This is a genomic window from Streptacidiphilus pinicola (genome assembly GCF_003258295.1).
Taxonomy (GTDB): domain Bacteria; phylum Actinomycetota; class Actinomycetes; order Streptomycetales; family Streptomycetaceae; genus Streptacidiphilus; species Streptacidiphilus pinicola.
The window spans coordinates 48,480-64,535 of sequence record NZ_QKYN01000017.1; the positions used below are offsets into that span (position 1 = coordinate 48,480).

A 16,056-nucleotide genomic window follows, 5' to 3' on the forward strand; every position below is an offset into this window, starting at 1 on the left:
ACTGTATCCCTCTGGGTGGAGCTTGAACAAGGGATCCGACTCTTTGTCGCCCGCCTGGCGAATTGCCCGATCAAGCGATCTGACTACTGGTCATATCGCTTTCGGCAATCGGATCTTGAGTTTGTGCGAGCCATTCGCGAACCCGTGCGAGCACTTCGCCGTGGATCGGAAGGGAGAGGTGGCCTGCATTCCGGATCAGCAGATTCTCTGCATGAAGATCCGGATGGTTCAGCGTGGCGTTGCGCGGCGGCAGGATCAATGGGTCCAAATCACCTGAGATGCACAGGAAATGCGTATAGCAGCCCGGCGCGGGCCTGTTCAGCTCGGCCAGTACCTCGCTGTTCGGGCGCAGTTGTCGCACGATCGGTAACGGGTGCAGCAGCCGGGCCGTCTCGGTGCCCTGGTGCGGGGTGGCCAGCGTGACGACGCGTGGGACCAGTGCGCCGCCGCCCAGTCGCTGCACGTAGTAGCGGGCGATGACGCCGCCCAGGCTGTGGCCGATGATCGTCACCGGGTCGCCGTCGTAGACGCGGTGCAGGCGCTCGACGTGGCGGCCGAGGAGAACCGCCGCGCGCGGTATGTCGAGGCTGAACGGACTGTAGTTCACCGCGTGGACATGGTCCCACCCGTGGACGAGCAGGCTGTTTCGGAGCACCGTGAAGACGGCCCGGTTGTCGAAGAGTCCGTGGATCAGCAGTACCGGTCTGTGCCCGGAACCTGACGGGTGCGCGCAGTGCAGATCGTCGCGGGAGGGGCGTCGCTCCGGCGCGATGCCGCCCGGGTAGAGCAGCAGATGGCCGGTGAGGGCGGCCCCCTCGAGACCGACGCCGCGGGCGAGTGCGGCGGCACGACAGAACGGGATGCTCACGGCTCCCACCTCCCCCTTGGTGCGGGCCCCGCGCGCGGCGAACGACGGACACAAGGGTGTGAAGAAGAGGCCCGGGTGACAAGAAGGGTCCCCGGGACGGGTGCAGACTGGCTTGAGAACCGGTGGCGAGCCGGCAGGCGAACGAGCGGAAGACGAGCGGCGAACGGGTGGGAGAACGCGCGAATCGATGTGATTCTCCCCTCGCTTGGGTCGCCGAAACGGCGTTTGGGGCCTGCTGGCGATAACGTTCCACCACCGGGTGGTAACGCCCGTTAACGCAAGCGCTGCAAGGACGCAGAAACGCAGGAGGCAGAAGATGGGCGTGTCCGGCCCGATCCGCGTTGTGGTGGCCAAGCCCGGGCTCGACGGTCATGACCGCGGTGCCAAGGTGATCGCGCGGGCCCTGCGCGACGCCGGCATGGAGGTCATCTACACCGGCCTGCACCAGACCCCGGAGCAGATCGTGGACACCGCGATCCAGGAGGACGCCGACGGTATCGGCCTGTCCATCCTCTCCGGTGCACACATGACGCTCTGCGCCAAGATCGTCGAGCTGCTGCGTGAGCGCGACGCGGAGGACATCGTCGTCTTCGGCGGCGGCATCATCCCCGACGACGACATCCCAGAGCTCAAGGCGCTCGGCGTGGCCGAGATCTTCACCCCGGGCACGCCGACGCACGCCGTCGTCAGCTGGGTCGAGTCCCACCTGCGCGCGGGCGCGACGGCCTGACCCGAGCGTCCCACGGAGCCACAGTCGTAGCTCCGGTTGCAGCCGCAGTTGGGCGCGGGCGGCTCAGTCCTGCGCCAGCTCGGCGAGCATCGCCGCGCGCGTACGCAGCGTGTCGGCGAGCCGGGTGAGGACCTCCGCCCAGGCGGAGGACGCCTCGCCGGCCAGAGCGTCGATCCGGGCCGCTGCCGCGAAGGGCAGGCAGCGCTCGGCGACGCCCAGCACCCCGCTGTGGCTCCACGGATAGGAACCGGTGCCGGCGGCTTGGGCCAAGGCGCCCAGCACCGCGCCGGAGAGGTCCTCCGGCCAGGGCGCCGGGCAGGTCACCAGCAGCTGGAACGCCTCGGCGAGCCCGTGCTCCGCCACGAACCGGGCCGTCCACGACGCCCGCTCCGTGGCGGGCAGCACGGAGAGCAGGCGCGACGGCGCGCCGCCCGATGCGGCCCGCGCGTTCTCCTCCCCGCGCCGCTCGGCCAGGAGCGCCCGCGCCCAGGCGGCGTCGTGCTGGCGCACGGCGGCCCGTGCCCAGGCCTCGCGCAGTTCGTCGGCCCAGGCCGGGGTGACGGCGCGGCCCAGCACCCGGGTGGGTGCGTCCGCTCCGTCTGCGGCGTTCGCGTCTCCCGAGGAGCCGGCCAGCTCCACCCAGCACGACAGCGGCGTCGCCGCGACGATCTCCCCGAGCCAGAAGGCCCGGTCGCCGCGCCCCGTCGGCGAGGTGGCGGCGATGCCGTCACGCTGCATGGCCGCGTCGCAGCTGTCGGGCGGCTCGACGAGCAGCCCGCCGTCCTCGGTGACCCTGACCGCCTGCCGGGCACGATCGGCCATCCGCGCGGCGAGTGCGGACCCGGGAAGCGTGGAGAGCAGCTCGGCAGCGGTGGCCCGGACGTTCTTGGCCCGGTCCCTGAGCGCCGCCTCCAGGAACGGCTCGTCGTCAAGGTTCAGCCCCTCCTGCAGGGCGTCCAGGAAGAGCAGGCGGTCCTCCGCGCGCTCGCTGCTCCAGGTGGAGTGCAGCAGCGCCAGGCCGGCCGCGGGATCGCGGCGTCGGAGCCGGGTGAGGTGGGTGACCCGTTCGGCGAAGAGGCCCTCCTGCCAGACGGCGTCCGCCCCACCCGTGGGCCCGGCTGCCGAGTCCGCCCCCGCCGGGTGCGGCTCGGTGGGGCTCTCCTCGAGCGGGACGCGGAGCGCGTAGCGCCAGTCGGGATTGAGGGCCGCGAGCCAGTGGCCGCGCGGTCCGGCGAAGGCCACGGCGTCGCCGCGCAGATCACTGCGCTGGCGGGCGGCGTCGAGCAGCGCGGGCAGCAGCTCCGGAGGCGCGGCGAAGCCGCGGCCGCGTGCGGTGGCCAGCCACTGGGGCAGTAGTTCGCTGCTGTTCTCCGCGAGCAGCGCGGCCAGCCGCCGGACCGCCGGCGCGGGAAGCGCGGCGCGCTCGTCGAACGGCGCGGGCGCGGGTAGCTCCGGTGCGGGGGCGGGTCGCAGCCCGGCGCGCCGGGCGACCGTCGCCAGGGCGGCGTGGTCGAGCAGACCGGGACTCGGCCGGCGGTTGGTGCCGAGCAGCGCGTCCTCGACGAGGTCGGTCCAGGATCCGGCCGGCCTGGTGTCAGCAGTCGTGGTCACTGCGGTCCTTTCAGAGAGGAGAGAGCTCGCCGCGCTGACGCGGGCCGGTGGCCGGCGTGCGTGGTCAGCGGGTGCGGTCCGTGAGCTCGGTCAGTGAGCGCGGTCGGCCATGTGGGTCGGCCGGGCGGCTCGGCCGGGCGGGTTGGGCGCGCGCGGCTCGGGGGTGGTGCCGCAGCAGCGACGTGACCCGCCGAGACACGCCGGAGGGGACGCCGCAACCCGCGCCGTCACAGTGTCAGCGGACCGTTGTCCGTCCAGCAGGTGACGGCGTGGAAGCCGCGGTGGCCGCACTCACCGAAGACGGTGAGCGGCCTGCCCGTCGAGGCGGCCAGCAAGCGCCACGGCGAGGGGGTGAACAGCGGCACGGCGCCCGTGGCGTCGACGAGCTGCCAGCCGTGGTCGGTGGGCACGGGGGTGGCCTCGGTGATGACGGCGGGCCAGGAATCGAGCCACGGGTCGTCGCCGAGAGCGGCCGCGTAGGAGCCCAGCGCCGCGTCGACGGAGCCGCCCGCCGGGTGTGGTGCGGAGGGCGCCGCAGGGGCCGCGTGGCGCGGGCCGAGAGCCGCGCGCAGGGCCGGGGCCGTGGGATGGAAGGCCAGCTCGGCGTCCAGCTCCAGGCCGGTGGGCAGGGACAGCTCCGGCGCGACGCCCGGCCGGCCGAAGGAGAGCAGCAGCGCGTCCCGACCGGACTGAGTGCCCCGCAGCCAGAGGCGACGCGTCGTCAGACGGTCGTCGGAGGTGTCCCGGGAGCCGAGGACGAGCCAGCGGTCGCGGACCAACGGGCCGGTGCGCAGGACTTCGGCGTTGTCGACGGTGAAGCCCACACGGGAGCGGACGGTGGCCGCGAGCGGTGCGGGGAGGGCGTCGCGGCCCTGGTAGCCGGTGGCGAGGAGGTGGAGCATCGCGTACTCCTCCAGCAGGCGGGTGGGCCACTGCGCGCCGGAGGCCGGAAGCGCGCCCAGATCGCGGGCGCGGGAGGCGAGCCCGGGTGCCTGGGCGTCGACCATTCGGGCCGCGACGCCGTCCCAGAAGGCGTAGCCGCGCGATGGGGCCTCGGCGAGGCCGCCGCGCAGCTGGTCGGCGAGGCGGGCCAGCAACTCCTCGGCGCCGGAGGCGACTCGGGCCTCACGCCGCTGGCGCCTGGCCGCTGCGGCCGCCTCGTCCCGCGGCCCGGCCTGCGACGAGCCGGCGTCGTCTCCTGGTGCTGCGCCTCCTGATGCCGCGTCGCCGGGCATGTCGGCGCTCGCTCGTTCGGCACGCCTGCGCCGCCCCGACAGCCAGGACTCGGCCCACTCCGGCGCGCCGGCGCCGGTCAGGGTGTCGGCGGACCAGAGCAGCAGCAGACCGAGAGCGTGCTTGCAGGGGAACTTCCGGCTGGGGCAGGAGCAGTGGTACGCGGGCCCGTCCAGGGCGACGACCGTCTGGTACGGGCGGGACCCGCTGCCTTTGCACGCGCCCCAGACCGCCTCGGCGCTCGCGCCCGTGCCCGACCAGGGATCGGGCCTGCCGAGCTTGGCCGCGGCCTTCTGTGAGGAGGCGTCAGGAGCGAGGGAGAGAACGTGATCGGTAGTCCAGCGATCGTTCATGCACTCGACGTTAGAGGGGCCCACTGACAACCCGCCGAGCCGTCCACGGGCTGGGTTGTCCACAGGCCGGCGCGATTGTCAGACCCAGGGTGCAGAGTTGTTCTCGCAGGCGGCGCTTCGCACAGCGAGCGCCCTTCCAATGCCTTTGACCTGCTCACTTTCCTTCTGTCGCTTCCTGTCGCCCTTTCGACGCCCTGGTGCCTCTCTCTTCGAGGAGAAGTATGTCCACGTCCCTGTCATCATCCGTGTCACGGCCGTCCGACCAGGCTCCGGCTGTGCTCCGAGCGCACGCGGAGACGGCGTACGCCGCCGAGCTCGACGCGCTCGCGGCGGCGGACGACCGGCCGCGTCCGGAGCGCTGGCGGCTCTCGCCCTGGGCGGTCGCCACCTACCTGCTGGGCGGCACCCTGCCGGACGGCACGGTCGTCACCCCCAAGTACGTCGGCCCGCGCCGGATCGTCGAGGTCGCGGTGACGACGCTGGCCACGGACCGCGCCCTGCTGCTGCTCGGGGTGCCGGGCACCGCCAAGACCTGGGTGTCCGAGCACCTCGCGGCCGCGGTCAGCGGCGACTCGACGCTGCTCGTCCAGGGCACGGCCGGCACGCCCGAAGAGGCCATCCGCTACGGCTGGAACTACGCCCGGCTGCTCGCCGAGGGGCCGAGCCGGGAGGCGCTGGTGCCGAGCCCGGTGCTGCGCGCGATGGCCGAGGGCAAGACCGCGCGGGTCGAGGAGCTGACCCGCATACCGGCCGACGTGCAGGACACCCTGATCACCATCCTCTCCGAGAAGACCCTGCCGATACCGGAGTTGGGGGAGGAGGTACAGGCGGTCCGCGGCTTCAACCTGATCGCCACGGCGAACGACCGCGACCGCGGGGTCAACGAGTTGTCCTCGGCGCTGCGCCGCCGCTTCAACACGGTGGTGCTCCCGCTGCCGGCCACGCTGGACGACGAGGTCTCGATCGTCGCCCGCCGGGTCTCCGAGCTGGGCCGCTCGCTCGATCTCCCGGAGCCGCCCAGCGCGTTGACGGAGATCCAGCGGGTGGTCACGGTCTTCCGTGAGCTGCGCGCCGGGGTCACCGCCGACGGGCGGACCAAGCTCAAGTCGCCCTCCGGCACGCTCTCCACGGCCGAGGCGATCTCCGTCGTCACCAACGGGCTCGCGCTGGCGGCGCACTTCGGCGACGGGCAGCTGCGCGCCGGGGACGTGGCGGCCGGCCTGCTCGGCGCCGTGGTGCGGGATCCGGCGACGGACCGTCTGATCTGGCAGGAGTACCTGGAGTCCGTGGTGCGCGAACGCACGGACTGGAAGGACTTCTACCGCTCGTGCCGCGACGCGGCGGCGCTCTAGGAACGGGGGGTTCCTGCTTTGGCTTCGACACAGGTTTCCACTTCGTCACATGGTTCGTCCTCGCCGAGGGGGGTGAAGGGAACGACGACGGCACTGCTCGGGGTGCGCCATCACGGGCCCGGTTCGGCGCGGGCCGTGGGGGCGGCGCTGGCCCAGTTCCGGCCCGACGTCGTGCTGATCGAGGGCCCGCCGGAGGCGGACGCGCTGCTGCCGCTGGCGGCGAGCAAGGAGATGACGCCGCCGGTCGCGCTCCTCGCGCACGTCGTGGACGAGCCCGCCCGTGCCGCGTTCTGGCCGTTCGCCGCGTTCTCCCCGGAGTGGGTCGCGCTGCGGTACGCACTCGACGCAGAGGTTCCGGTCCGATTCATCGACCTGCCGGCCGCGCACACCTTCGCGCTCGCCGCCCAGGCCGAGGCCGCCCGCGACTCCGTCTCCAGCGACGACGGTGCCGAGGGTGACGCGGACGAGTGTGATGCGGACGAGGACGCGCACGAGGGCGAGGAGCGGCACGCCGCGCGCTTCGATCCGATCGCCGAACTCGCGCGTGCCGCAGGGCAGGAGGACGCGGAGCGCTGGTGGGACGACGTGGTCGAGCACGTGGGCCACCAGGCGCGCGGCAGCGGCGACGGATCGGACGTGGGGCCGGACGTGGGAGCCGTTCCCGGAGCGGCGGGGGCCCGCGCGGCGCCCGACGCCATGGCGCCGTTCCAGGCGCTCGCGACGGCGATGACCGTGCTGCGCGAGCAGGCACCCGAGGTGCCGGAGGACGCACGCCGCGAGGCGTACATGCGCAAGCAGATACGCGCGGCCTCCCGGGCCGGGCACCAGCGGATCGCCGTTGTCTGCGGGGCCTGGCACGTGCCGGCTCTCTCGGCGAAGGTGTCCGTGGCGGCGGACAACGCGCTGTTGCGGGGTCTGCCGAAGGCCGCGGTGGAGGTCACCTGGGTGCCGTGGACGCACCGGCGGCTGTCCCAACACACGGGCTACGGCGCGGGGATCGCCTCGCCGGGCTGGTACCAGCATCTCTTCGAGTCCGGCGGGCGGCACGTCGTCGAGCGCTGGTTCACCAGGATGGCGGCGCTGCTGCGGGAGGAGGACCACCCGGTCTCCTCGGCGCACGTCATCGAGGCGGTGCGGCTCGCCGAGACGCTGGCGGCCGTGCGCGGCCGTCCGCTCGCGGGGCTGACGGAGACGACCGACGCGGCACGGGCGGTGCTCTGTGACGGCTCGGATGTGCCGCTGCGCCTGATCGAGGACCGGCTGATCGTCGGCGACGCGCTGGGCCAGGTGCCGGAGGCGGCGCCCGCGGTGCCGCTGCAGCGTGATCTGACGCGGCTTCAACGGTCGCTGCGCCTCAAACCGGAGGCGCGGGTGCGGGTCCTCGAGCTCGACCTGCGCAAGGACCTGGACGCCGAGCGGAGCCGGCTGCTGCACCGGCTGGCACTGCTCGGTATCGACTGGGCGGTGCCGACCGCCTCCCAGACCCGCTCGACCGGCACGTTCCGGGAGAGCTGGGAGCTGGCCTGGGAGCCGGAGCTGGCGGTCCGGGTGGCCGAGGCGGGTGTGTGGGGCACGACGGTCGAGGCGGCCGCCTCGACCAGGACGGCGTCGCGCGCGGTCGAGGCGCGGAAGCTGGCGGACGTCACCGCGCTGGCGGAGCGCTGCCTGCTCGCCCGGCTGCCCGAGGCGCTGCCGATCGTGCTGCGGTGCCTGTCCGACCGGGCCGCGCTGGACACGGATGTCGCCCACCTCGCTGAGGCGCTGCCGGCTCTGGTCCGCTCGTTGCGCTACGGCGACGTACGGGCGACCGGCACCGCGCTCCTCGCCGAGCTGGCGGACTCCCTCGCCACCCGCGTCTGCATCGGCCTCCCGGCCGCGGCCGCCGCACTCGACCCGGCGGCGGCGCAGCCGCTCGCCGAGCAGGTCGCCGCGACGCACGCGGCGATCGGCCTGCTGGCCGCGGCCAGGGCGGGCGAGGACAGGTCACCCGCCGATGCGGGCGCAGGCGCAGGTCGTGGCTCGGACGCGCGCGCAGACGCAGGCGCAGACGGTGTGCAGGCGCGCTGGGAGGCGTGCCTGCGGACGCTCGTCGCGCGGGAGACGGCGGCCGCCGTGGTCCGTGGGCGGGCGGCAAGGCTGCTGCTGGACGACGGGCGGCTGCCGGACGAGGAGGCGGCCCGGTTGCTGGGGCTGGCGCTCACGCCCGGGGTGCCGCCGGCCGAGGGCGCGGCCTGGGTGGACGGGTTCCTCGCCGGGAGCGGCGTGCTGCTGGTCCACGACCAGCGGCTGCTGCGGCTCGTCGACGAGTGGATCACGGCGATCCCGGCCGCTGCCTTCCCGGACGTGCTGCCGCTGCTGCGACGCACCTTCTCCCGGTTGGAGACCGGCGTGCGGCGCGGCGTCGGCGAGCTGATCCGGGCGGGCGGCCGGGACGTGGCCGCAGGTGCGCCGGGCGAGGCGCCGCGCGGCTTCGCCACCGAGCTGGACACCGCGCAGGCCGGACCGGCTCTCGCGACCGTCCGGCTGATTCTCGGAACCCTGAGCATCAGTGAGAAGTGAGAGGAGTCCTCATGACGCTCCCGACCGTCAGCCCGACCTCCGAGCAGACGTCCCACCAGACCGCCGACACCCCAGGGGCAGCGCGTGAGGAGCGGCTGCGGCGGTGGCGGTTGGTGTTGGGCGGGGAATCGGACGGCACCGGGTGCGCGCTGAGCGGCCGGGACGCGGCGATGGACCGGACGCTGGCCGCCGTCTACGCGCCGGGCGCGGCCGCCACGGGCGGCGGGTCGCGCAGCGGTGGGCTCGGCGGGTCGGCGCCGCAGGTCGCGCGGTGGCTGGGCGACATCCGCAGCTACTTCCCGACCAGCGTCGTGCAGGTGATGCAGCAGGACGCGATCGAACGCCTGGGCCTGACCCGGCTGCTGATGGAGCCGGAGATGCTGGAGGCGGTCGAGCCCGACGTGCATCTGGTCGGGACGTTGATATCGCTCGGCAAGGCGCTGCCTGAGACGACGCGGGAGACGGCCCGGGCCGTGGTCCGCAAGGTGGTCGCGGATCTGGAGCGGCGCATCGCGACGAAGACCCGGTCCGTGGTCGGCGGGGCGCTGGACCGCAGCGCGCGGACCAGCCGGCCGCGCCACCGTGACATCGACTGGGACCGCACCATCCGGGCCAACCTGCGCAACTACCTCCCCGAGCAGAGGACGGTCGTGCCGGAGCGGCTGGTCGGGTTCGCGCGGGCGCACCAAGCGTTGAAGAAGGAGGTGATCCTCTGCATCGACCAGTCCGGCTCGATGGCGGCCTCGGTCGTGCACTCGTCGGTCTTCGGCGCGGTGCTGGCCTCGATGCCGTCGCTGCGCACCCGGCTGGTGGTCTTCGACACCGCCGTCGTGGATCTGACGGAGGAACTGTCCGATCCGGTCGACGTGCTGTTCGGGGTCCAGCTCGGCGGGGGGACGGACATCAACCGGGCGCTGGCCTACTGCCAGTCGAAGATCTCCCGGCCGGCCGACACGGTCGTGGTGCTGATCAGCGACCTGTACGAGGGCGGCATCCGTGACGAGATGCTCAAGCGGGTGGCGGCGATGAAGGCGGCCGGGGTGGAGTTCGTCGCGCTGCTGGCGCTGAGCGACGAGGGCGCGCCGGCCTACGACCGGGAGCACGCGGCGGCGCTGGCCGCGCTCGGCGCACCGGCCTTCGCCTGCACACCGGACCTGTTTCCCGAGGTGATGGCCGCGGCGCTGCAGAGGCGCCCGCTGCCGATCCCCGAGCCGTGACGAGTAGAGCTCTTGTCGGCTGAGCTCTCAGCGGGGGAGGGGGAGGGCGGCCCAGACGGTCTTGCCCACCTGGCCGGGGCGGGGGAGGGAGCCCCACGCGGTGGCGAAGGTGTCGATCAGCAGCATGCCGCGGCCGCACTCGTCGTCGTCGCCGGGCTGCTCGACGTGCGGGATGTCGCTCCCCTGCTCGTCGTCGACCTCGACGAAGAGCAGGCCTCGCGCGCTCCACAGGCGGCAGTGGAGGCGGTGGCTGGCGGTGTGGCGGACGGCGTTGCCGACCAGCTCGGACATGCACAGCTCGGTGTCGGCGAGGGTCTCGGGGCGCAGCCGCCACATGGCTCCGGTGATCCGGACGAACAGGCGGGCCCTGGTCACCGACTCGGCTTCGGCACAGAAGGTGGCGGCGGCCTGCCGGTCCATGGGCCAGGTGGAGCGGGCGGCGCCCAGTTGCGAGGGCGAGAGGTCCGATGCTGAGAGCGGTGAAGGAGACATCGAGGGCGCGGAAGGCTCCGGGAGGGCCGGTGAGGACGGGTCCGGTTCGGGAGGTTCCTCGGTCCAGCCGGTACCGAGGCCGGGTCTGTGCGTACTGCTCTGCATCGTGCGTCCGCTTCCAGGGGCACAGGTGGTGGCGACCCACCGTTCGCTGTGACGTATCCGTTATACCGGGCGCGCCCGTGCCGTACGGGCGGTTCCGGTGATCCCGATCTTCCCGCTCGCCACGGATGCATGCGCACCGGTGGCGACCGGCCCGGACGGTCGCCCGGGCGTGCGCGAGGCGGGGCGGGAGCGGGCCGGTCCCCGGGCGTGTCGGCCCGACATCGGCCCGGCATGGGCCCCCGGCATCGGCCCGGAATGGGCCCGGCATCGGGCCCGGTGGCAGCCCGGTCACGGCCTGGCGCCGGCCCGTCCCGAGCCCGGCGGGTCACCGGTCGTACCCCCGTTGTGATGGTTATCACCGGCGCTGGAGGCCTCCCAGGTGAACCCCGCCCCCCGGACGGCGATAACCTGCGAGACGGACATGCCGCGTGCCACGCCGCCGTGTGCTCCCCGTAGCGATGGCGTCGACGCGAGGCCCCTGCCAGGGCCCGCGTACCCCGCCGGAGCGGTCCGTGCGGCACGCTGGGAAGACAAGCAGTCGCGATCACAAGGACGGACGCGCGTGGACCTCTTTGAGTACCAGGCGAGGGACCTCTTCGCCAAGCACGGTGTACCGGTGCTGGACGGTGAAGTCATCGACACCCCGGAGGCCGCTGCCGCGGTGACCGAGCGCCTGGGCGGCCGTGCCGTCGTCAAGGCTCAGGTGAAGGTCGGTGGCCGCGGCAAGGCCGGCGGCGTCAAGCTGGCGGCCGACCCGGCGGACGCCGTGGAGAAGGCCCGCGCCATCCTCGGGATGGACATCAAGGGCCACACGGTCCACAAGGTGATGCTCGCCCAGACGGCGGACATCAAGGAGGAGTACTACGTCTCCTTCCTCCTCGACCGGACCAACCGCACCTTCCTGGCCATGGCCTCGGTGCAGGGTGGCGTGGAGATCGAGGTCGTCGCCGAGGAGAACCCCGAGGCGCTCGCCAAGATCGCCGTGGACGCGGTCGAGGGCGTGACCCCGGCCAAGGCCGCCGAGATCGTCGCCGCGGCCAAGTTCCCGGCCGAGATCGCCGACCAGGTCGCCGAGGTCCTGCAGAAGCTGTGGGTCGTCTTCGTCAAGGAGGACGCCCTCCTCGTCGAGGTCAACCCGCTGGTCAAGACCGGCGAGGGCAAGATCGTCGCCCTTGACGGCAAGGTCTCCCTGGACGAGAACGCCGACTTCCGCCAGCCGGAGCACGAGGCGCTCGAGGACAAGGCCGCCGCGAACCCGCTCGAGGCGAAGGCCAAGGAGAAGGGCCTCAACTACGTCAAGCTCGAGGGCGAGGTCGGCATCATCGGCAACGGCGCGGGTCTCGTCATGAGCACCCTGGACGTCGTCGCCTACGCCGGTGAGAACCACGGTGGCGTCAAGCCCGCCAACTTCCTCGACATCGGCGGTGGCGCCTCCGCCGAGGTCATGGCGAACGGCCTGGAGATCATCCTGGGCGACCCGGACGTCAAGTCCGTCTTCGTCAACGTCTTCGGTGGCATCACCGCGTGCGACGCGGTCGCCAACGGCATCGTCCAGGCCCTGGAGCTGCTCTCCAGCAAGGGCGAGGCCGTCACCAAGCCGCTGGTCGTCCGTCTGGACGGCAACAACGCCGAGCTGGGTCGCAAGATCCTGACCGACGCGAACCACCCGCTGGTGCAGCAGGTGGACACCATGGACGGCGCGGCCGACAAGGCCGCTGAGCTCGCGGCTGCGAAGTAAGGGCTGGGGAACCGAAATGGCTATCTTCCTCACCAAGGACAGCAAGGTCATCGTCCAGGGCATGACCGGCTCCGAGGGCATGAAGCACACCCGCCGCATGCTGGCCTCGGGCACGGACATCGTCGGTGGCGTGAACCCGCGCAAGGCCGGCACCAAGGTCGACGTCGACGGCACCGAGGTGCCCGTCTTCGGCACCGTCAAGGAGGCCATCGAGGCCACCGGCGCCGACGTCTCCGTCATCTTCGTGCCGCCGGCCTTCACCAAGGCCGCCGTCATCGAGGCCATCGACGCCGAGATCCCGCTGGCCGTCGTCATCACCGAGGGCGTGCCGGTCCACGACACCGCCAACTTCTGGGCGTACAACAACCAGAAGGGCAACAAGACCCGCATCGTCGGCCCGAACTGCCCCGGCCTGATCAGCCCCGGACAGTCCAACGCGGGCATCATCCCGGCCGACATCACCAAGGCTGGCCGCATCGGTCTGGTGTCGAAGTCCGGCACCCTGACCTACCAGATGATGTACGAGCTGTCCGACATCGGCTTCTCCTCGGCCGTCGGCATCGGTGGCGACCCGGTCATCGGCACCACCCACATCGACGCGCTGCAGGCGTTCCAGGACGACCCCGACACCGACATCATCGTGATGATCGGTGAGATCGGCGGCGACGCCGAGGAGCGCGCGGCGGCGTACATCAAGGAGCACATCACCAAGCCGGTCGTCGGCTACGTGGCGGGCTTCACCGCGCCCGAGGGCAAGACCATGGGCCACGCCGGCGCCATCGTCTCCGGCTCCTCCGGCACCGCGCAGGCGAAGAAGGAGGCCCTCGAGGCCGCCGGCGTCAAGGTCGGCAAGACGCCGTCCGAGACCGCTCGCCTGGCGCGTCAGCTGATCGGCTGATCACTGCACGGCACTGCGTCGAGCTGAGCCGAGTTGAGCTGAGCTCGAAGGGCCGTCCCCGCGTTGCGCGGGGGCGGCCCTTTCGCGTCCACGGCGCGGGTCAGTGGTGCTTCTTGGCCGGTGGCTGGTGCGGGTGGGCGTGCTGGGCGTGCGCGTTCGCGCCGCCGGCCCCCGAGCCGGAGCCGTGGCCGCCACCACCGGAACCGCCCGAGCCACCCGAGCCGCCCGGGGCCGCCGGATTGCCGGCGTTCGTGGCGCCCTTCCCCTTGCCCGGCTTGCGGGCGTCGACGGAGTTGCCCGGGGACTTCTGCACGAGCCCCGGGCCCGTGGTGTACGGGGTGAGCGGTGGCGCGGGGACCTTGGGTGGCTGGATCTCGTCGGTGGTCGCACTCCCCGCCGTCCCGATGACGGTGGCGCGGGTGGGGTGTGGCACGACCGGATGCTCCGCCGGGTGCAGCGGCGTGCCCCAGACGAGACCCGCGCCCAGGAAGCCGGCCGTCGCCAGGGTCAGCGCACCCGCGGCCAGGGTCAGGCCGCGGTCGTGCAGGCGCGCGCGGGTGCGGGTGAGGCCGGCAGAGCCGGCGCCCCCCTTTCCCGGGATGTGGCCGGTCGCGTGCGCCTGCCTCTGTGCGCTCCCGCGCGAGTGTCCGTCCGGTTCGGCGCAGGCGCGCTCGGCAGCCGCCCGGAGGCGAGCCCCGAGCCGGCGTCCGAAGCCCGGTGCCTCCGCGTCGGTGCCGGCGATCCCCGGCACACTCCGGGCGAGACCGCGCCGCGCGCGGACGACGCGCCCGAAGGTGACGGGTGTGCTGCCCTCGACCTCGGCCGCCGTCTGGGCCCAGTCCAGGCCGATGACGTCGTGCAGGACCAGCGCCCGGCGCTGGGTGTGCGGTACGTGTGCCAGCGCCTTGAGCAGCTGGCGGTCCTGTTCGGGGAGCGGCAGATCCGCAGCGGCGGAGTCGGCGGACGCCGCTCCCTTGGACCCGGGGTGAGGCAGGTGGATCGCGTCCCGCAGGTGCGGTCCGGCGACGTGCCAGGGCGACAGCGCGAGGTCGAACGCGGTGGCGCGGAGCCAGCCCTCCGGCGACGGGTCGGCGCTGACGGTCTGCCAGTCCGACCAGGCGAGCTGGAAGGCCCGCCGCACGCAGTGCGCCGCGCGGCGGCGGTCCAGGGTGAGCAGGTAGGTCTGCCAGGTCAGTCGTGGCGCGGCGGCCGCGTGGAGCGCGTCGTAGGCCTCCGGGGTCGCCGGGACGGCGCGTGACGGTTGGGGCAGTGGGGTGGGGGCGGCGGAGCGCGGGCCGAGTGGCGTGCCGTTCGCCCCCTCCCGTCCGGCGCCGTGCCCGACCGCCTGGGCCTCGACGCTCCGCGTCCCGGCCACCGCCGCGTGCCCGGACCCACCCCCGCTGTGTCGTCCCCCGCCGGGAACCGGGGTGAGCGACGACAGCGACGGCGCGTCCCCGGCGTCGCACGGGCCATCGCCTGCCCGCGTAGGAGGCGGGGTCGGCGCGGGGGAAGGTGGTGCGGGCGAGGACGGGGCGCCGGTTCGATCCGGTCCGTCCGGGGGCGTCGCCTCCTGGCCGGACATGGCCGCCTCCGCGGCACCCGCTGCCGCAGCGTCTCCCACAGTGGCCCGTTGCTGCGCTGTGGGCATGGCGGCCCCGCCCGGGTGGCCGGTGCCCGGCTGGGCGCCGGCCCGCTTCCCGCCGCGCTCGGGCTCGGCGCCGGACCCGACCTCGGCCGCGGCCCCGGTCCGGCCCCCGGTGCCTGCCCTGCTCCCAGTTCCGGCCTGGCTCCCGGTTTCAGCCTTGCCCTCTGCACTCGGGCCGAGTCGGGGGTCAGAGCCGCCGCCGTGCGTCACAGCCGCGACAGCGGCGGTCCCTGACGGGGCGTCGCCGGAGTCTCGCTTCGCGGCGCGCTTCGCGCCGTCGTCACTCTTCGGAGTCACTGACGAGGCGTCGGATGCTGTCCCGCGTCGGGTTGACAGAGTGTCGGCGCGGGTGCGCGACGCCCTGCGGGCGGCCTGGGCTTGGCGTTTGGTGCGGGCGCGCGAAGGGTTGGGGGACTCCGGAGGCGGCGTCATGCGAGCCCCGTAGGGGTCGTCGAGGCCATGGTGAGGCTCAGTCGCATATATGAATTGTTGGAGCAAAGAGTGACAACTGCATGTTTTGCGACAGATCGGGCGTGTCACGTGCCGACCCTGGACCATGGCACTCTTCGACCGACCCGCTCTCCTCGCCGGTGCCGGCGCCGCCGCCGCGGGGTGGGGCATCGTGGCGGTGCCCGTGCTGCTGCTGTGGGTGGCGACCCCGTACGCGGACGGGGATCTGACGGCGGTTCCGCGGCTCGCGGGCGCGCTCTGGCTGCTTGCGCACGGCGGCCCGCTCCACTGGGACGGGGCGGCAGGGCACGCGACGCTCGGTGTCGCGCCGTTGTTGGTGACGGCGCTCGCGGCGGGGCTGGTGCACCACGCGGCGGCGCGTACGGGCCGGCGGGCGGAGGTGGTGCTCGGATACTTCGGGGTGGCGGTGCCGGCGGCGCTGCTGGGGCTGGGGAGCGCGCCGCGGACGGAGCCGCTGCCGGACCTCTTCTGGGTGGGGCTGCTCGCGTTGTTCGCGGCGCTGACGGGCGCACGCCGCAGCACGGGGGAGTGGGGGGTGGCGGCGGGCTGGCACGCGCTGCGGGCGCGCGGGGAGTGGCTCGGGGTGTGGCCGGTGCCGACGCCGGAGGGCGGCCCGGCCAGGGGGCTGGAGTGGGTGCGGACGTGCGCGTCGCGGCGCGACGAGGCCGACGAGGTGTTGCGCGCGGGGCTCGCCGGCGCGCTCGCGCTGCTGGGCGGGGCCGCGGTGGTGCTGGCGGTGTCGGTGGTCGCTCACATGGGCGCGGCGGGGACGCTGGCGACGCTG

The 16,056-nt window shown here is 73.5% G+C and carries 12 protein-coding genes; 7 read left to right on the forward strand and 5 right to left on the reverse strand.

The window, feature by feature from the left end; genetic code table 11:
* Window positions 1-70 precede the first annotated feature (70 nt).
* A complete protein-coding gene (locus DN069_RS04135) occupies window positions 71-868 on the reverse strand; it encodes an esterase/lipase family protein (protein WP_111499432.1) in 798 nt (265 codons plus the stop codon).
* A 316-nt stretch (window positions 869-1,184) separates the two neighbouring features.
* Here DN069_RS04135 and icmB point away from each other — a divergent pair, with 316 nt between their 5' ends.
* Window positions 1,185-1,598, forward strand: a complete 414-nt coding sequence (icmB, locus tag DN069_RS04140; RefSeq protein WP_111499433.1) for a coenzyme B12-dependent isobutyryl CoA mutase small subunit — start codon at window positions 1,185-1,187, stop codon at window positions 1,596-1,598.
* 63 nt (window positions 1,599-1,661) lie between these two features.
* Here icmB and DN069_RS04145 read toward each other — a convergent pair whose 3' ends face one another.
* Window positions 1,662-3,209, reverse strand: coding sequence for a DUF5691 domain-containing protein (locus tag DN069_RS04145; RefSeq protein WP_111499434.1), 1,548 nt, complete (start codon window positions 3,207-3,209; stop codon window positions 1,662-1,664).
* A 227-nt stretch (window positions 3,210-3,436) separates the two neighbouring features.
* Complete coding sequence (locus DN069_RS04150) at window positions 3,437-4,795, reverse strand: SWIM zinc finger family protein (protein ID WP_111499435.1); 1,359 nt, start codon at window positions 4,793-4,795, stop codon at window positions 3,437-3,439.
* A gap of 221 nt (window positions 4,796-5,016) precedes the next feature.
* Here DN069_RS04150 and DN069_RS04155 point away from each other — a divergent pair, with 221 nt between their 5' ends.
* From DN069_RS04155 to DN069_RS04165, 3 genes are all read left to right on the forward strand, one after another.
* Window positions 5,017-6,147 (forward strand): ATP-binding protein, encoded by a 1,131-nt coding sequence (locus tag DN069_RS04155; RefSeq protein WP_111499436.1) that lies wholly within the window; start codon window positions 5,017-5,019, stop codon window positions 6,145-6,147.
* Between the two features lie 72 nt (window positions 6,148-6,219).
* Window positions 6,220-8,706: a DUF5682 family protein gene (locus DN069_RS04160; protein ID WP_111499437.1), complete on the forward strand. Its 2,487-nt coding sequence runs from the start codon at window positions 6,220-6,222 to the stop codon at window positions 8,704-8,706.
* An 11-nt stretch (window positions 8,707-8,717) separates the two neighbouring features.
* A complete protein-coding gene (locus DN069_RS04165) occupies window positions 8,718-9,923 on the forward strand; it encodes a vWA domain-containing protein (protein WP_111499438.1) in 1,206 nt (401 codons plus the stop codon).
* A 27-nt stretch (window positions 9,924-9,950) separates the two neighbouring features.
* Here DN069_RS04165 and DN069_RS04170 read toward each other — a convergent pair whose 3' ends face one another.
* The gene (locus DN069_RS04170; RefSeq protein WP_165845360.1) at window positions 9,951-10,343 is read right to left on the reverse strand and encodes an ATP-binding protein; all 393 of its coding nucleotides are present in this window, start codon (window positions 10,341-10,343) and stop codon (window positions 9,951-9,953) included.
* Window positions 10,344-11,082: 739 nt separating this feature from the next.
* Here DN069_RS04170 and sucC point away from each other — a divergent pair.
* Both sucC and sucD read left to right on the forward strand, forming a co-directional pair.
* On the forward strand, window positions 11,083-12,258 hold the full coding sequence (sucC, locus tag DN069_RS04175) for an ADP-forming succinate--CoA ligase subunit beta (RefSeq protein ID WP_111499440.1): 1,176 nt from the start codon (window positions 11,083-11,085) through the stop codon (window positions 12,256-12,258).
* A gap of 16 nt (window positions 12,259-12,274) precedes the next feature.
* A complete protein-coding gene (sucD, locus tag DN069_RS04180; protein ID WP_111499441.1) occupies window positions 12,275-13,156 on the forward strand; it encodes a succinate--CoA ligase subunit alpha in 882 nt (293 codons plus the stop codon).
* Window positions 13,157-13,256: 100 nt separating this feature from the next.
* Here the strand turns inward: sucD and DN069_RS04185 are convergent, their stop codons facing one another.
* Entirely contained in the window at window positions 13,257-14,531 is a 1,275-nt protein-coding gene (locus tag DN069_RS04185; RefSeq protein ID WP_111499442.1) for an RNA polymerase sigma factor, read from the reverse strand.
* Window positions 14,532-15,357: 826 nt separating this feature from the next.
* Here DN069_RS04185 and DN069_RS39810 point away from each other — a divergent pair.
* Window positions 15,358-16,056 (forward strand): cell division protein PerM (locus DN069_RS39810; protein WP_243638891.1); only part of this gene is annotated, 699 nt, incomplete at its 3' end.